12 protein-coding genes are annotated in these 15,236 nt (G+C 47.8%); 5 read left to right on the top strand and 7 right to left on the bottom strand.

The genetic code is table 11. The features are described 5' to 3' along the window. Positions 1-459: hypothetical protein (locus RH46_RS10000; protein WP_006879321.1), on the bottom strand; the 459-nt coding region annotated here is incomplete at its 3' end. 250 nt (positions 460-709) lie between these two features. Here RH46_RS10000 and RH46_RS09995 point away from each other — a divergent pair. Continuing rightward, positions 710-958, top strand: coding sequence for a hypothetical protein (locus tag RH46_RS09995; RefSeq protein ID WP_006879320.1), 249 nt, complete (start codon positions 710-712; stop codon positions 956-958). 67 nt (positions 959-1,025) lie between these two features. On the opposite strand, the gene RH46_RS09990 is transcribed toward RH46_RS09995, so the two are convergent. The 3 genes from RH46_RS09990 to RH46_RS09980 all read right to left on the bottom strand — a co-directional run bounded on the left by RH46_RS09990 (position 1,026) and on the right by RH46_RS09980 (position 6,743). Continuing rightward, positions 1,026-1,736, bottom strand: a complete 711-nt coding sequence (locus RH46_RS09990; protein WP_006879319.1) for a response regulator — start codon at positions 1,734-1,736, stop codon at positions 1,026-1,028. Between the two features lie 2 nt (positions 1,737-1,738). Next, positions 1,739-5,005, bottom strand: a complete 3,267-nt coding sequence (locus tag RH46_RS09985) for a response regulator (protein WP_006879318.1) — start codon at positions 5,003-5,005, stop codon at positions 1,739-1,741. Positions 5,006-5,477: 472 nt separating this feature from the next. Continuing rightward, on the bottom strand, positions 5,478-6,743 hold the full coding sequence (locus RH46_RS09980; protein WP_006879316.1) for a Rid family hydrolase: 1,266 nt from the start codon (positions 6,741-6,743) through the stop codon (positions 5,478-5,480). Positions 6,744-7,252: 509 nt separating this feature from the next. Between RH46_RS09980 and RH46_RS09975 the strand changes: the two genes are divergently transcribed. The 4 genes from RH46_RS09975 (at position 7,253) to RH46_RS21790 (ending at position 11,574) form a co-directional block, all read left to right on the top strand. After that, on the top strand, positions 7,253-8,458 hold the full coding sequence (locus tag RH46_RS09975; RefSeq protein WP_006879315.1) for a PDDEXK family nuclease: 1,206 nt from the start codon (positions 7,253-7,255) through the stop codon (positions 8,456-8,458). A 323-nt stretch (positions 8,459-8,781) separates the two neighbouring features. Next, positions 8,782-9,024: a hypothetical protein gene (locus RH46_RS09970; protein WP_006879314.1), complete on the top strand. Its 243-nt coding sequence runs from the start codon at positions 8,782-8,784 to the stop codon at positions 9,022-9,024. A 546-nt stretch (positions 9,025-9,570) separates the two neighbouring features. Next, positions 9,571-11,277 (top strand): S8 family peptidase, encoded by a 1,707-nt coding sequence (locus RH46_RS09965; RefSeq protein ID WP_006879313.1) that lies wholly within the window; start codon positions 9,571-9,573, stop codon positions 11,275-11,277. Positions 11,278-11,436: 159 nt separating this feature from the next. Further along, on the top strand, positions 11,437-11,574 hold the full coding sequence (locus RH46_RS21790) for a DUF2256 domain-containing protein (RefSeq protein ID WP_006879312.1): 138 nt from the start codon (positions 11,437-11,439) through the stop codon (positions 11,572-11,574). A gap of 37 nt (positions 11,575-11,611) precedes the next feature. Here the strand turns inward: RH46_RS21790 and RH46_RS09960 are convergent, their stop codons facing one another. Genes RH46_RS09960 through RH46_RS09950 form a run of 3 tightly spaced genes read right to left on the bottom strand, consistent with a single transcriptional unit; the run spans position 11,612 to position 15,212 of the window. Further along, positions 11,612-12,319 (bottom strand): SDR family oxidoreductase, encoded by a 708-nt coding sequence (locus RH46_RS09960; RefSeq protein WP_006879311.1) that lies wholly within the window; start codon positions 12,317-12,319, stop codon positions 11,612-11,614. Continuing rightward, on the bottom strand, positions 12,319-13,863 hold the full coding sequence (locus RH46_RS09955) for a cryptochrome/photolyase family protein (protein ID WP_006879310.1): 1,545 nt from the start codon (positions 13,861-13,863) through the stop codon (positions 12,319-12,321). The genes RH46_RS09960 and RH46_RS09955 overlap by 1 nt, the downstream gene beginning before the upstream one ends. After that, the gene (locus tag RH46_RS09950) at positions 13,863-15,212 is read right to left on the bottom strand and encodes a DASH family cryptochrome (RefSeq protein ID WP_006879309.1); all 1,350 of its coding nucleotides are present in this window, start codon (positions 15,210-15,212) and stop codon (positions 13,863-13,865) included. Before RH46_RS09950 ends, RH46_RS09955 begins: the two co-directional genes overlap by 1 nt. Positions 15,213-15,236 lie beyond the last annotated feature (24 nt).

Here is a 15,236-nt window from a genome sequence, read left to right as displayed (position 1 = left end):
GAGCAAATCCAGATAGAGATCGTAACCACGCTCAAAGTGATTAAACATATCTGGCAGAGAGGTGAACGTCGCACCTGCAATTGATCTCGCCAGCAGCGACTCTGGCAAGCCCTGACGAATATCCTGCTGCTCTAATGGCGTTTGCTGAGACGCGAGCAGATCCAGCCCTTTGCTGATGGTTGCCAACCCCTGCTCGGTATACTTCATTTTGTTCCATGGCATGAAGGCATCACGTCCCATCAGAGTCTGAGTGCTGCCTAAATAAACCAGACTAAGCGGGTCAGCTCCCTGCTGCGCAATTTGCTGTTCAAGCTGAGCATAAACCCATTCCACTTTGTCTTGATCCCCTTCTGCTGCCAGATTGTACTGAGCAATGACCGCTTCACTGGGTGAGGCCGTCACAGGTGAAGAGATAAGCAGACCACATACGATTGCACTGAGGAGTTTGGCTGTTTTCATGTGATTATTCCTTTCATCATTTGATGGTCAAAGATTACGTACAAAGAGAAAAGCGTGCAGAGCAATGCGACGAATGGGGCTAATCTGGCGTGAATGGTCGAAAATCGGATTAAATGGCGAGCGGTTGTTGCCGTGGCACTGTGCAGTAGTAGATTTTAAGCACTATGATCGTTAAAGTAGCGGCAAAATAGACACCACTTTCCTGAGTCGACGATACATCAGCGAAAGTAACGAAATAGAGAATACTCAAATGATCAGTGACGACAAAATTATTGCAGACCTAGCCGAGCTCGAGGCTTTTCTTATCGCGGTAGAAAGCGGCGTGTTAGAGCTTAACAATGCCGCAGGTGTGGTTCTGGCAACCAACAACAGCGACGGTCGTCGATTCGTCGCTGTTCTGGACGACAAGCATCAGCTTGTTCTTGGCCGCTGGGTGACAGAAGAAGTATTCCAGACAGGTCAGGACTTAGTACGTAACGGCCCGAGCCGTAAACACTAAATAGAGTCACCGCTGAGGGGGAAGAGAGTATGCTCACCCCTTCAAGGCGAAAAGGCGCAGCTGGCCGTCAACAGGCCAACTGCGTTTCATCCGTTCTGGCATAAAACGGGTGTACTTCAATGACCGTGCTTAACTCATTAAGGCGCTTTAATAGCTTCTTATTAAGCTTCGTTCCGGCCTTTAACAGACACCCTCCGGTTGTAACGAAGATATCATCCAAAATCGTCATCCCATCCTGTAACTGTGACAGCTTCTCTATTTGAGTTACATGGGAGGACACTTCTCTGATCCGCGGCTCACCCGCCGGTGCTTTAGTTTTATTTGCCGGAATATGCACCTCAGTACTGACCTGCTTGTAAAGGTGTTGCTGATACAGTTTGTTGGGCTCTGACACCGCGTTTTTTATCTGCTCCTGCGCATTCTGCACCGTAATGGGTTTGACCAGAAATGCGTCCACTTCCAGTGTCATGCTCGACGCAATCGTGTCAGTATCTGATAGCGTCGTTACCGCAATTATACTGGTCGTACACGGCGCATTGGTTCTGCCTTCACGTATGTGCTTGATCAACTCTAAGCCGTTGACAATCGGCATATTAATATCAGTCACCACTAAGTGAATGTCGTTATTATTGAGCTTTTCTATCGCTTGCTGGCCATGTTTGGCGCTCAACAGGTTTTCATAGCCCGCCTGAACCAGCATATTGAGCAGAGCTTTTCTGGAAAATTTATGGTCTTCGACGACCAAAATAGTGAATTCGCTTGGATCAAACATACTCATAGTCAAACTTCCGTGTTTTCAATGATCGAGTTTTCAATGAGATAGCCTCTAAGACGCTCTATCTCGTTTTTACTTTGCTGTAGAGATTTCGCTAACAACGGCCAGTCTTTTTCAATAGCGGTGTTTTGTATTGACTCAAAGATAGAGGCAATGTCTTCCGCGCCCGCCGATCTGGCCGCACCTTTAGCGGCGTGGGCAATCTGCTGAAGATTATGTTCGTCCTGCTGCTCAAGGGCATTTTTTGCCAGAGTAAAGTCTTCAATGACGGACTCCCAATACCCCTCCAGCAAGGGGGCAACGATGGTGGGTTCAGATGTGCCAAGAATTTTTTCCAGATTGTCCATGCAGATTGGCGCACTGGTTTCTACTGGAGCGCTACAAGCCGCTTCAGGTTTAGCGACTTGCCCACCAATAGCCAGCTCCATCCATTTTTCCAGCGTCCGGTTTAATGTCGACAGTTCCACAGGCTTGGTCAGATAATCATCCATGCCGGAGATCATACATTGCTCTGACGCCTCCACCATAGCATTCGCTGTAATAGCAATAATCGGGATATGACCTCTGGCTTTGTCCTGATTTTCTATTTTGCGAACCTGCTTACTGAACTCGTAACCGTCCATCACCGGCATATGACAATCAGTCAGGATCAGATCAAACTCCCCGGTCTGCCACATTTGCAGCGCCTCCTGGCCCTGCGTCGCCATTTCGCATTGATAGCCTAAATAGGTCAGCTGTCTCTGAAGCACGTCTCGGTTGGTCACCTGATCATCGACAACAAGAATGAGACCGTGTTTCTGCTCAGGCTCGCTGCCCGCACGATCCTTATGTTCAATCTGCTCGACATCTGGGCTGACGAAGCCTCTCAGTACACTGATAGCATGAGTGAGCAAACTTGGCTTGAAAGGGCTGCAGTTCACGACGTATTTGTTGTCATCCAGACTGCCGACTTTCTCTCCCGGGTCTCGGGTCATCAGCAGCAGTTTATGCAAGCTGAATGGGTTGCCCTCTAGCTCCGCACAATTCCCAGCCAGATAGCCATCGTAGATATCCGGACCGAGCAGGAGCAGGTCAATGTTGACATCGATATTGTTGTGCTTCGCCTGATTGAGCACCTCAACAGCACGTTTGAAAGAAGAGACATAATGCAGCTTGCAATCAAAGCGGGAAAGGTTAATGTCGCAAAACGTAGCCACGTTTTGATCGGCCGAGATAATTAAGATTCTTGAGCCTGAAATATAGTCTGCAGTAAGGTCGACTGGCGGCGACTCGACCGCAATAAAAGGCACTTCGATTGAGAAACGGCTACTCACACCAAATTCACTTTCAACAGAAATGGTGCCCCCCATCAGATCAAGCAGCGACTGGGTAATCGACAAACCAAGCCCGGTGCCTCCATACAGTCTTGTGGTACTGGTATCGGCTTGTGTGAAGGACTTAAACAACCTTTTTAGTTGCTCTTTGGTCATACCGATTCCGTTGTCTTCGACAATCAGGTCAATACATGGCGCAATCCCATTAGAGCCCAGCGACGCCGATACCCAGATTTTACCGACACGCTCGTCCGTACTCTCGGTGAACTTCACCGCGTTACCAATCAGGTTTAGCATGATCTGGCTTAATCGAACGCTATCACTCATGATCATCTTTGGCAGGCTAGGATCGTACGTCAGATACATTTCAATGCCCTTGTTACGCGCCTGCAAGTGGAGCACATCAAGTGTCCGCTCTAATAAACTTTGCAGTTCAACAGGGACACTCTCCAGAGACATTTTGCCTGCCTCAATTTTAGAGAAGTCCAAAATATCGTTGATGATATGCAGTAGCGTCAACGCCGAGTCTTTAATGGAGCTGACCATGGTACGTTGATCTGACTTGAGTTCCGTTTCGCTCAGCAAACTCAACATGCCAACCACGCCATTCATTGGCGTTCTGATCTCATGGCTCATGTTAGCGAGGAACATCGATTTGGCTTCGCTGGCTGCGTGAGCGGCTTCGCTCTCATTGCGCAGGACGTCCTGAGTATTCTTTTCCTTACTGATATCAATGTTGACCCCACCCATCCCGATCGCTTCGGCGGTGTCCTGAGCAAAAATCACATCGGCCGCCGCTTTGATCCAACGGACTTTTCCGTCAGGTAATACAATGCGAAACTCTGAGTTGAATTGTGTCAATGTCTCTCGGGCGTGCAGCAACGACTGTTCTGCATGATCGAGATCATCCGGATGAACCCGCTCTTGCCACATGGCGTAGTTGTTATCGCATAAGTCAGGGTCAACGCCGTACATCTGGTACATTCGTTCATCCCAGGAGACTTCATTCGAATCAAAGTCCCAGCTCCAGATCCCAATTCCCCCGGCCTGAGTGGCCAGATTAAGGTTTCGAACCACCGCCTCCAGCTCCGTCTGGTTTCTCTTGAGCGCCATTTTGGCGCTGTACTCTGAGCTGGTGTCACGCAGTGTGATAAGAATGTAGCGCTGGCTCTTGATCGAAATATAACGAATCGCCCCTGACAGGGCGATTCGGCGGTTATTGTCATTGAGGTGCAGAGGCTGAGTCAGTAACACCTCCTGAAACATGGGCACTTCACTGAGCTGCTCGTAGATTTGTCCCGGTTTTAAATCGGTCACGACTGAACCTATTTCAAGGCCGAGCAAATCTGTGCGTTCCATGTGAAAAAGCGCCAGCGCCGCATCATTGGCATCGAGGATCTGATTGCTCTCATTAAGCAGAACCATCGCATCCATCGCTTGCTCAAAAATCACCCCTATCTGCAGCTCATGTTCATTGATGGTCTGATGTTGGCTCGATACCAGCTCTTTAAGTCTCTGATTGCTTTGATGAAGCTCTTGTTTGGTCTTCTCCGCATCGGTAATGTCTGTCTGAGTGATGACAAGATATTGAATCGAGTCGTCCTGATGCAGAATCGGCTCTATTCTGAGCCGGATGATCCTGGTTGCTTCTTTACCTTTGATGTCGAGAGAAATCTGTGCAGACTCCTTTGATTTCAATGATTTTTGTAACTGATTAAGTTGTATCGTTGAAAGGTAAGGCGCAAACAGGTTTAGCACTTTAAGGCCAATCAGTTCCGAGTGGTTGCGCTCATAAAATTGGCAGAAAGCGGGATTAGCGAAAAACACGCTATGGCTGCCAACCACACCATCGCAGATCAAAATGCCATCAGGCATGAAGTTTAAGACACTCGTCTTGAGTTCACTCTCGGGTAACGACGAAGAACGCACCGGCAGTAACGAGGACAAAGATAGTTTCATGGCGCCAACCTTGATAACGGTATTTATACTTGTTATAAAATATCAACCTTGTTTCATACTTTAGATTAGTATGGATTGCAAAGTTCAGCAAATGACCAAATTGGGTGACGGTAATTTTAGGTAGGGATATGAACAGCTTGCAAGCAGGTTGCTCAGATTGAAGAGGCTCAGTTCTGGCTTAAGCCAGTATGGGAATACACGTATCCGATAAACAACTTAATTCTGTGGTTGTAATAGAGGTGAGATGTGATTCTTGAAATAGCCGAAAATATATCTTTTAACATTCAACTAAAAATTTAACTATTAAAGATATTATAAATAAAAAGAAAAAAATCATCTTTAATATAAGCGAATTATTAATAAACAACCTCACGTAAAAATAAAGGCAGAACCCATTATTGATCTTTATTAAGTCAATAAATTTATTCTGCCTTAATTAAGCCTTAGATATTCTGGTTACACCAGCTAACCATTAATGTTGTGGAGGTGTCCCTTCACCATTTGAAACCACAGCATCGATCTGAACCAGGGCGTCTTGCTCGATAACCGAAACACCCACGACCGTTCTGGCGGGCAACTCGCCGTTAAAGAAACGCGTATAAACCTCATTCACCGCATCAAGATCAGCGATGTCTTTGAGCTGAATATTGACCTTAACGATATCGTCCATAACGTGATTCACGCTTTCAACAATCGCTTTAATATTGGTTAAACACTGCTCTGCTTGCTCTGCCACTCCACCACTTACCATCTGATTTGACTGTGGATCAAGAGGCAACTGAGCCGCAATATGGTTGTAGTGCGAGAAAGCGACAGTTTGTGTATGCAAAGGATTCAGCGGCGCGGCTTCGGTGTTGTTTGCGCGGATCACAATACCATGTCTGTCTTCAACTTCTTGTGGTGGTGTACCATCACCATGGGAAACGACAACATCAATCTGAACCAAAGCTTGCTTCGGCAAATCCTTAACAGCCGCTACCGTGCGCGCTGGCACGTAAGCGACAGTACGTGCGATCGCCGAGTCTGGGAAGAAGGTGCTGTAGACTTCGTTCACGGCAGGTAAATCGCCAAGATCTTTCAGGTAGATGCCCACTTTTACGATGTCATCAAACGGTACGTCGATGCTTTCCATGACTGCCTTAATGTTTTGTAAACACTGACTTGTTTGTTCTTTGATACCACCAGCAACCAACTCGCCTGTTGCTGGGTTTAACGGCAACTGCGCAGAAATATTGTTGTAGTGAGAGAAGGCAACTGTCTGAGTAGACAATGCACTCACTGGGGCCTTGTCGGTATTTCTCGACAGCTTAATCAGCGGACAAGGCTCTTGTGGCGCAGTACCTTCACCATTTGAGATCAATGTATCCATCTGAACTAACGCATCACCTAGCGGCAGTGCGTTAACCGCAACCACAGTGCGCACCGGCAGAAGATTTGGGAAGAAGGTCGCGTACACTTCATCAATCAAGGCTAAGTCATCGATATTCTTAACAAAGACATGGATCTTAACCACATCATCCATAACGTGATCGATACTTTCCACAATCGCTTTGATGTTTTCAAGACACTGTTTCGCCTGCTGTTTAATATCACCTGCGACAATATGACCGGTTTTAGGATCGATCGGTAATTGCGCTGAAATATTGTTGTAGTGAGAAAACGCCACACTCTGTGTTGATAATGGGTTAATTGGAGCCAGTTCAGTATTTCTTGAAACCTTAATAATTCCGCCACTCATTTCGATGCTTATCCTCTATTTAAATTAGAAAACTATTTATATTTGTAGGGTTGAGTTTTTATAAATAAGTGTCGAGATAGTAGGGAAATAAAATAGAAGTCATTGTGACTAAAATCAAATTATGTGGTCACTAGCACAGCGATGAATTGTGGATATTTAAGCACTGGCAGACTAATTATCCATCCATTATCAATGAAGTGTTGAAACCATCCAACTATTTCAATGTAGTTTTCCGGTAATAGTGCATAGATACCCAACCAAAATCTTCTCAACACTGAAGGGTTTCGTTCGTTTCTGATATCGGCCTCACAACATACTCCCCTTTCGACAAGACCAAAGTGGATTTGAGCGCGATTTCACTCGCCAGAAGTGCATAAAGTTTTGTGGGTCTGCCAGAAGGCCTCGCTTCTCAAAACGATTATCTTCCCCAGTGCAGTCATCACTAAGTGCTATCCTTTTGTATTCAACACGCGATAGCCGCGATGTTGGATGACTCATAAGGAGCGTGCATGTTTTCAGACTATAGCCCAATCGTCGTCACACCTGACAATAAGTCTTCGACTCTTCAACGGGTCAATTTAATGGATAACCACCAATATGATGAGAAATGGCTGCAGGCGATGATTTTCGATAATGCCAGTTTGCTCCCCTTTTATGACATCGAACCGGATTATGTCGGTACAATCCCTGTTTGTATGGAATTCCCGACACGTTCCGGTCGCATTGATTGCCTTTATGTCACGCCAACCGGACGTCTGGTGATCACAGAAGTGAAATTGTATCGCAACCCTGAATCAAGGCGAGAAGTCGTGGGGCAAACGTTAGACTACGCTAAAGATCTCACCTCTATGGACTATACGATGCTGGATAATGCGGTCCGGAAACGCTCACAAGGACGTGGGCTGTTTCAGATGATCTCGGAGGCGACAACCGGCCTTTCGCAAGCCAGCTTTATCGACGCCGTGCAACGCAACCTGCGTCAGGGGCGATTTTTGCTATTGGTGGTTGGAGATGGCATTCGAGAAGGTGCCGAAGATATCAAATCCTTCCTAAATCGACATGCTTCCATGGAATTCGCCTTTGCAATGATTGAAATGCGTGTCTATCACATCAACCATGATCAATTGTTGGTGCAGCCTCAACTTCTGCACAAAACAGACATCATCGAACGACGTGTTATCACACTAGATAACCATGCGCAGGGAGCATCCATCAACCTTATTGAGAGCGTCCCCCCACAAGATGAACAAGCGTCCACTCAGCCAAACGAAAGTGCGATGTTCAATCGGAGGTTTTGGCAGGGCTATCTCGAGAATGTCAGCCTGGACGACAAAAGCCAGCCTTTACCTCTTGCGACGAGCCAAAGTCATCTTTTTTTCCAGCTCCCTCCTTCCACGTCAGTCGCATGGATGACGGTCTACAAACTCAGCAATAGGGAAATTGGTTGCTTTGCCCGTTTTGCCAAAAGCTCTAAAGGGAGGGAGCTTTACCAGATATTACGTAGCGCTCGGCATTCCTTTGAAGACGAGTTGGTGAACATGGCCGTTTGGAACGATGAGCAAGGCAAAGTGGTGTTGCCCAACACAAAAGTCGACCTCACCAGGCAAGAAAACTGGAGCCAGGCCTATGACTATTATCAGAGGCATTTAAACAGCCTGATCAGTGAGTTCAGACCGCTGTTATTACGAATTCTCAGGGAAGGAAAAGAGACATGATGTCCTCTAAAAGGGACAGAAATAAACGCCGAACACAACGAGATACACAGTGATAGTAACGAGTGGTCTCTAAACAGACTTGCTGTTTTCGCGGTGTAGTCATGACTTACCCTCCTTGTTCTGTTGGATAAGAATGAGTGAAGAAACATCACAAGAAAACAGGTAAAGTGAGAAAAATGCAGTGATAGGGGTAATGTATGTAATTGACTTGTCTGTTACTTTTTAATGGTGCCTGTCCTTATAATTTTGTTCCCGAAGCTGTTATGGACTTTTCTCACAAGCCGCCTGTAACAGAGTTGAAGTTGAAGTGAAGGATGTAATGAATGGGTAAGTATTACGAAGAAGTACCTTTTGATTATCCTACTGATCCGAAATCCTCAGACAATGAGTTTTTCGGGTCTGGTTGGAGTGTTAAGCGAGATGGGACGAAATACTATTTTTGCTATATCTCAGGGCAGCTCCAAGGGGCTTTTCAGAAAGTTGAAATAACAGCATCGGACTTTGAAGACATTAAGAAGGGCAATATGTCTTTTGATGAAATCTGTAGGAAGTATCAAGTCCATTGACAATGGAATCAAACTTATTGTAAATAACGCCACTCATCCGAGTGGCGCCCCTTCCCTGAACCACCCAATCCACTCACAGAACCCGCTCTCGCCACCAGAAACAGCAAATTCCAACGGTATCAGCCACGGGAATATATCACGTAATAACAAGGACAGGCACCATAAAGAATACTGACTAGCAACTCATTGCCCTCTCCTTATTTTCAGCCTACATAACCATCAATCATGAACCTACTGATGGTTTTGTTGGCTATCGTAACGAAAAATACGAAATGAAGAATTGATGAGGCGTGACGCTATGTAAAACACATCCCCAAAAACCCAAAACCAATACTGTTTAATCTATTGATTACAAAGGATTTTCAATACACCGATCGGTAAGGGTAATTGCAATTTTATTAATAGAATTTCGCTCAAACTTTGGCAGAAAAATATGCCTCGCAGTGAGATCTCAAACCCAAAACATTAATTAGACGAATGATATTCAAGTTGTTGCAACTTATCTTCAGTGCGCTTTTTAAGCACAATTATAAAGGATGTAACATAATGAAAAACGGATACAAACTTTCCGCTCTAGCTATCGCTATCATGGCTTCTTCGTCAGTTGCTGCAAACGTCAACCCTGAGCCAGATCCAGTAAACTCACCTTTCATCAAAGATGCTAAAGGCAACATCATTGAGGACTACTCACCTCAACCCGTTGAGCCTGCGGTATTCTCCATGCGTCTGTTTGGCGCACCGGCTGAAGATCGTGGTGATTGGTTCAACATGTCGGCTAATTATTCGAACATTCAAGGGGTAGGTGCCGACATCGTTTATGATTTCATGCTCCCGCCCCTTAAGCCACAGCCTATTATTGTGGCGGTGTTAGACTCGGGTGTCGACATTGATCATGAAGATTTGAAGAACAAACTTTGGGTCAATGAAGATGAGATCCCAGGCAATGGTATCGATGACGATAACAACGGCTACATTGATGATGTCCACGGTTGGAACTTCTTAGGTAACTCACTAGGGATTAATGTGGATCAAGACACGCTTGAAGTGACCCGCGAGTACAAGAAATACCTGGCACTAAAAGAAAACAATGACTGGATTTCACCTAAAAAGCGTAAATACTACCAAGGTGTTGAAGCCGACTACCTCGAGAATGTGGAATATTACACCTCGGCTCTGGAGCAAGTGACCGAAGCCACTGAGCAAGCCAACGACTACAAAGCGCAGATCCTGGACTTGGTTGATCATAAGGACTTTACGGTTGCAGGTCTGCAGACTTTACTCGACCACTCGAACCCTGATGTAAGCGCGGCGGCGCAGGGTCTGATCAGCCTGTTTGATTCTTGGTACTCTTTTGATTACCTAGAGTCTCGTACCAAGCGCTATAAAGAGTCGCTGGACTATCATTACAATCTGGACTTTGATACCCGCAAAGATATTGTGATGGACAACATCAATAACCCGTGGGAGAAAGGTTACGGAAACAACGACGTAAAAGGCCCTGTTGGCGCTCACGGGACACACGTAGCGGGTATCATTGCCGCGCAGCGTGGCAATGGTCTAGGTATTGATGGTATCGCCGATCACGCCCAGATCATGGCGATTCGTATGGTGCCAAATGGTGACGAACGCGATAAGGATATCGCCAATGCCGTGCGTTACGCGGTAGACAATGGTGCCAAGGTCATCAACATGAGTTTTGGTAAGAGTTACTCGCCGCGCAAGCACATCGTTGATCACGCCTTCCGCTACGCTGCGCGCAAAGGTGTTCTGATTGTTCACTCCGCAGGTAACAGTAAAACGGACAACGATATTAAGCCAAGCTTCCCGAACCGCTTTGCCAAGCACAAGTGGTCGCGCCCAATCACGACCTGGATGGATGTCGGTGCATCGGCCAAATATGCCGATGACTCTATGGTCGCAAGCTTTAGTAACTTTGGTCAGGAGACCGTTGACGTCTTTGCACCGGGTTACCGCGTGTTGTCATCCACACCAGGCGACAACTATGCGGCCTACAGCGGCACGAGCATGGCAGCGCCTGTGGTATCCGGTGTCGCAGCGCTGGTCTGGTCTCACTACCCAGATTTGTCTGCGCAAGAGTTGAAACAGTTGCTGATGACTCAGTCACGCACCTATCCAGAACTATTGGTTAAGAAGCCGTCCAGTCCTGAAGATCTCGTGCCGTTTAGCAGCTTGTCTATTTCTGGTGGCATTGTCGATGCCGAAGCGATTTTCGCTGAGCTGGAAAGTCGATAAACGTTTATTGACGAAGTAATGAGAGGCCGCCTGACGCGGCCTTTTTTCTCACTCATTGAACAGCTTTCAGAGAAAGGCCGAAGCGGTAAAGCCCCTACCCTTACTCTATTACCGGGCTCTTTGCGTATAAGAGGTCTTTACCACAAGACCGATTAAACGATGAAAGGTTTCAAATCCACTCTGCCGATAAAAGTTTGCCCGGTGTGTCAGCGACCATTTTCCTGGCGAAAGAAATGGGCCCGGCAATGGGATCAGATCCTCTATTGCTCTGAGCGCTGTCGAAGAAGCAAAAAATAACCGACCATCAACCTGTGTCACTCGCCAGTCTGTTGCACTACCAGGGCAGCACACTGCCATCGTAGGCCCAAAATGCGCCACTATCTTCAGGTGAGGCTTGTTCTATCAAACCCACCAAGTCCCTGGCCACTCGCTCCGGGGTGAACAGTTTCTCTGGCCGGACATTAGCTTGAAAAGGCGCCGATAAGGGTGTGTCGGTGGTTCCGGGGTGAAGCGCGAGTACAGCGCCATGCCTGACCCTCCGTTGCCATTCAATAGACAGGGTTTTAAGAAACATGTTCAATGCTGCTTTCGATGCCCGATAGCTATACCATCCCCCTAAGCGATTATCGCTGATGCTACCGACTCTAGCAGAAATCGTGGCGAATCTGGGGGCGACGCTGCGTTTGAGGAGCGGGGTGAAATGTTTTGCCAGCAGCAGGCTAGGTAAAGTATTCACTGTGATGACATGCTGGAAAAACGCCGCGTCGAGCGCATTGAGGTTCTTTTCCGGCCCCTTATCCTCGGTGTGAAGCATTCCAACACAGTTAATCAGCCAGTCGACATGCTCCAACTGCTCACCCAGCGCCATCACCTGCTCTTCTTGGGTGATATCCGTGTGATACCAGATAAGGTTAGGATGTTGCCAGTTCGGCGGCTGCTTATGGTAAGTGGCATGAACGTTCGCGTGAGGGAAACGCTCGATCACCTCTTGTACCATCGCTAGACCAATCCCGCCGGCAGCACCTGCGATCACGATCTCCATTACAAGCTCTCCATATGCTTGATGTAGTACTCTGCGGTATCGAGGATCGCCTGTCGCTGCAGCTTTTCCATATTGTCCCAGGCGCGATAAATCATTGCGATGCGTGGATTGGTCGCGAGGCGCTTATCGTGCTTGTCCATAAAGCGCCAGTAGAGGCTATTAAACGGACACGAGCCTTCGCCGCTGCGCGCTTTGTTGTCATAGTGGCAGCCTTTGCAGTAGTCGCTCATTTTATTGATGTACGAACCACTTGCCGCGTAAGGCTTGGTACCGACGATCCCACCATCAGCGAACAGCGCCATGCCTCGTGTATTGGGCATTTCGACCCACTCGATCGCATCGACATAAATGCCGAGGTACCACTCATCGACCTGGTCGGGGTCGATTTCGCTGAGCAGGCAGAAATTGCCTGTTACCATCAACCGCTGAATGTGGTGCGCGTAGGCGTAATCAAGCGACTGCCCTATCGCATGGCGCATGCAGGCCATCTTAGTCTCACCTGTCCAAAAGAACTCTGGCAGCTTTCTTCTGGCGCCGAGTTCGTTCTTGTCCGAATACTGTGGCATGTTGGCCCAGTAGACGCCGCGAATGTATTCCCGCCAGCCTAAGATCTGGCGAATAAAGCCTTCCACCTGAGAGATCTCTATGTCTGGGTTTGACTGGAAGGCCTTGAGTGACGCCTCAATCACTTCTCGCGGATGCAACAGCTTACTGTTGAGCGAAAACGACAGTCTGCTGTGATATAAGCTCCATTTGACCCGATGCTCACCGGTCATCGCATCCTGAAAGCGGCCAAAAAGCGGCAGGCACACCCGGCAAAAGTGAGCCAGTAGTGACAGGCTCTGCGCCCGGTTAACGGGCCAGAGTAATTCGCCCTTCAGATGACCGATTGTCGGAATGCCCTGTCGGCTCAAACGGTCAACAATCGCGCTGACATCAGTACTGAACATTAAAGGCTGAGGCAGGTTCTCGATGTCTTTCGCCTTGAGTTTGTTGCGATTGTTTGCATCATAGTTCCACTTGCCACCCTCAGGCTTCCCATCCTGCATTAAGATGTCGAATCGCTTGCGCATACGGCGATAAAAATGCTCCATCATAATGTGTTTACCTGGCGTAAACTGAGCCTCTATTTCCTCAAACGGCAGCAAGAAGTGCTCAGTATCGACGCAGCGCGTCACCACACCTTTAAGCTTTAGATTGGCTAACTGCTGTAACAACCGGTATTCGTCCGGGCGTTGATATTCAAATTTGCTCGCCCCAACTTCAGCCACATAATGCTGCAGCAGTTGCTCTAAGTCATCGAACGCCTGAGTATCATCTAAGGTCAGATGCAACACTTGATGACCCTCGCTTTGGCGTTCTTTAGCGAACAGCGCCATGGCAGAAAAAAAGGCGCACACTTTCTGGATATGATGCGTCACATAGGTGTTTTCCTGTTTCAGCTCCGCCACCAGATAGAGGATGCGGTCATCTGGCTCGCAAAACCAGGAATGTTCACAGTTAAGCTGATCGCCTAAGATAAGTCTGACGGTTTCAAAGCGCATTATGGCTTCCCCACTGCCGACGGATCGCGGCGCCCTGTCAAAACTGGCCAGTCGACCATATCGACACTGTCCAAAGGCGAGGCGTCGCAGCGCCCTTGCCAGCGGTCAATAAACTCCTGATAGGGATCGTACATCTGGGTCTGTTTTTCGAGGTTGAACTGTCTCGAGCCACGCGGATCTGCCCCCACTCCCGCTAAGTACTGCCAGTTGCCCCAGTTGGACGCCACATCGTAGTCAATCAACTGAGATTCAAAATAGGCTGCGCCATAGCGCCAGTCTAAACCCAGCTCGTGGATCAGGCAGCTCGCCACCAGTTGCCTGCCTCGATTGGACATGTATCCGGTCTGATTAAGTTGATGCATACAGGCGTTAACAATAGCAAACGGCGTTTGACCGTTTTTCCACTGCTGGAATCGATGGGCATAAAAGCTGGTGAGAGGTGGTTGATTGCGGATCCCTCCAAAACGAAACAGTTTCTGCCGGTATCGCCTTGCATACCAGTAAAAGTACTCGCGCCATAGCAGCTCAAAGTAGATCCAATACGTTGACTCATTAGCACCGTTGAGACGCTCATAGCGCTTAAGCATGGCATAGATGGTTTTCGCCGAGAGGCAGCCATGTGCTAACCAGGGAGAAAACTTGGTGGAATAATCCAGACCGTCGAGAGCGTTACGTGTCTCTTTATACTCACTCGGACAGGCAGAAGAGAAGTAGCGCCGACAATGAGCTAACCCCGCCTGCTCTCCCCCCTCAAACAGCGCCGAGCCCCCATGATGAGTGAGGCTGATGCCCGGTAACGAAAGCGTGTCAGGCAACGAAGGTAGTCGCTTAACCCAGCTAATGGGCAGTGGCACCACTAACGGTTCGACCTGTTTGCGGAATTGAGTAAAAGTATCAGGCAGCGCACTGAGCTCAAACGGTAACTGCTCGAGAGTAAACAAGGTGCGCACCTCTTTTTGCGCCACGTCGAGAGCGTCAAATTCAGCCTTGAGGCTATCGATAATCGACTGCTCATCGCAACCAGCTACCGCATCGACATACAGATGTGATACCCCCAAACCATAAACCAGATCTTTGATGGCGTGGTAAGGGTGACTATCCACCACCAGCAAACGCTGATTTAGAGCATTCAATGAGAGATTGAGGCAATGCAATGACGCATCAAGAAATTGCAGTTTTGGCTCACTCCATTTAGCCTGCTGCGAATATCGGGCAAGGTAGGGACTGACGCTCGGGTAGCAGTATAAGCAGATCAGCTGATCAACTTCCGCGGCCGCTTTGCTGAGCAGCGGGTTATCATGCACTCTTAAATCGTTGGTAAACCAATACAGCCCGATGACTTTACTCAAAAGAACCTCACTTAGGTGAGTTGG

The sequence above is a fragment of the Vibrio brasiliensis LMG 20546 genome (assembly GCF_000189255.1).
Classification (GTDB): Bacteria; Pseudomonadota; Gammaproteobacteria; order Enterobacterales; family Vibrionaceae; genus Vibrio; species Vibrio brasiliensis.
The sequence above is the reverse complement of the archived record's forward strand: the minus strand, read 5'-3'. Positions and strand labels throughout refer to the sequence as shown.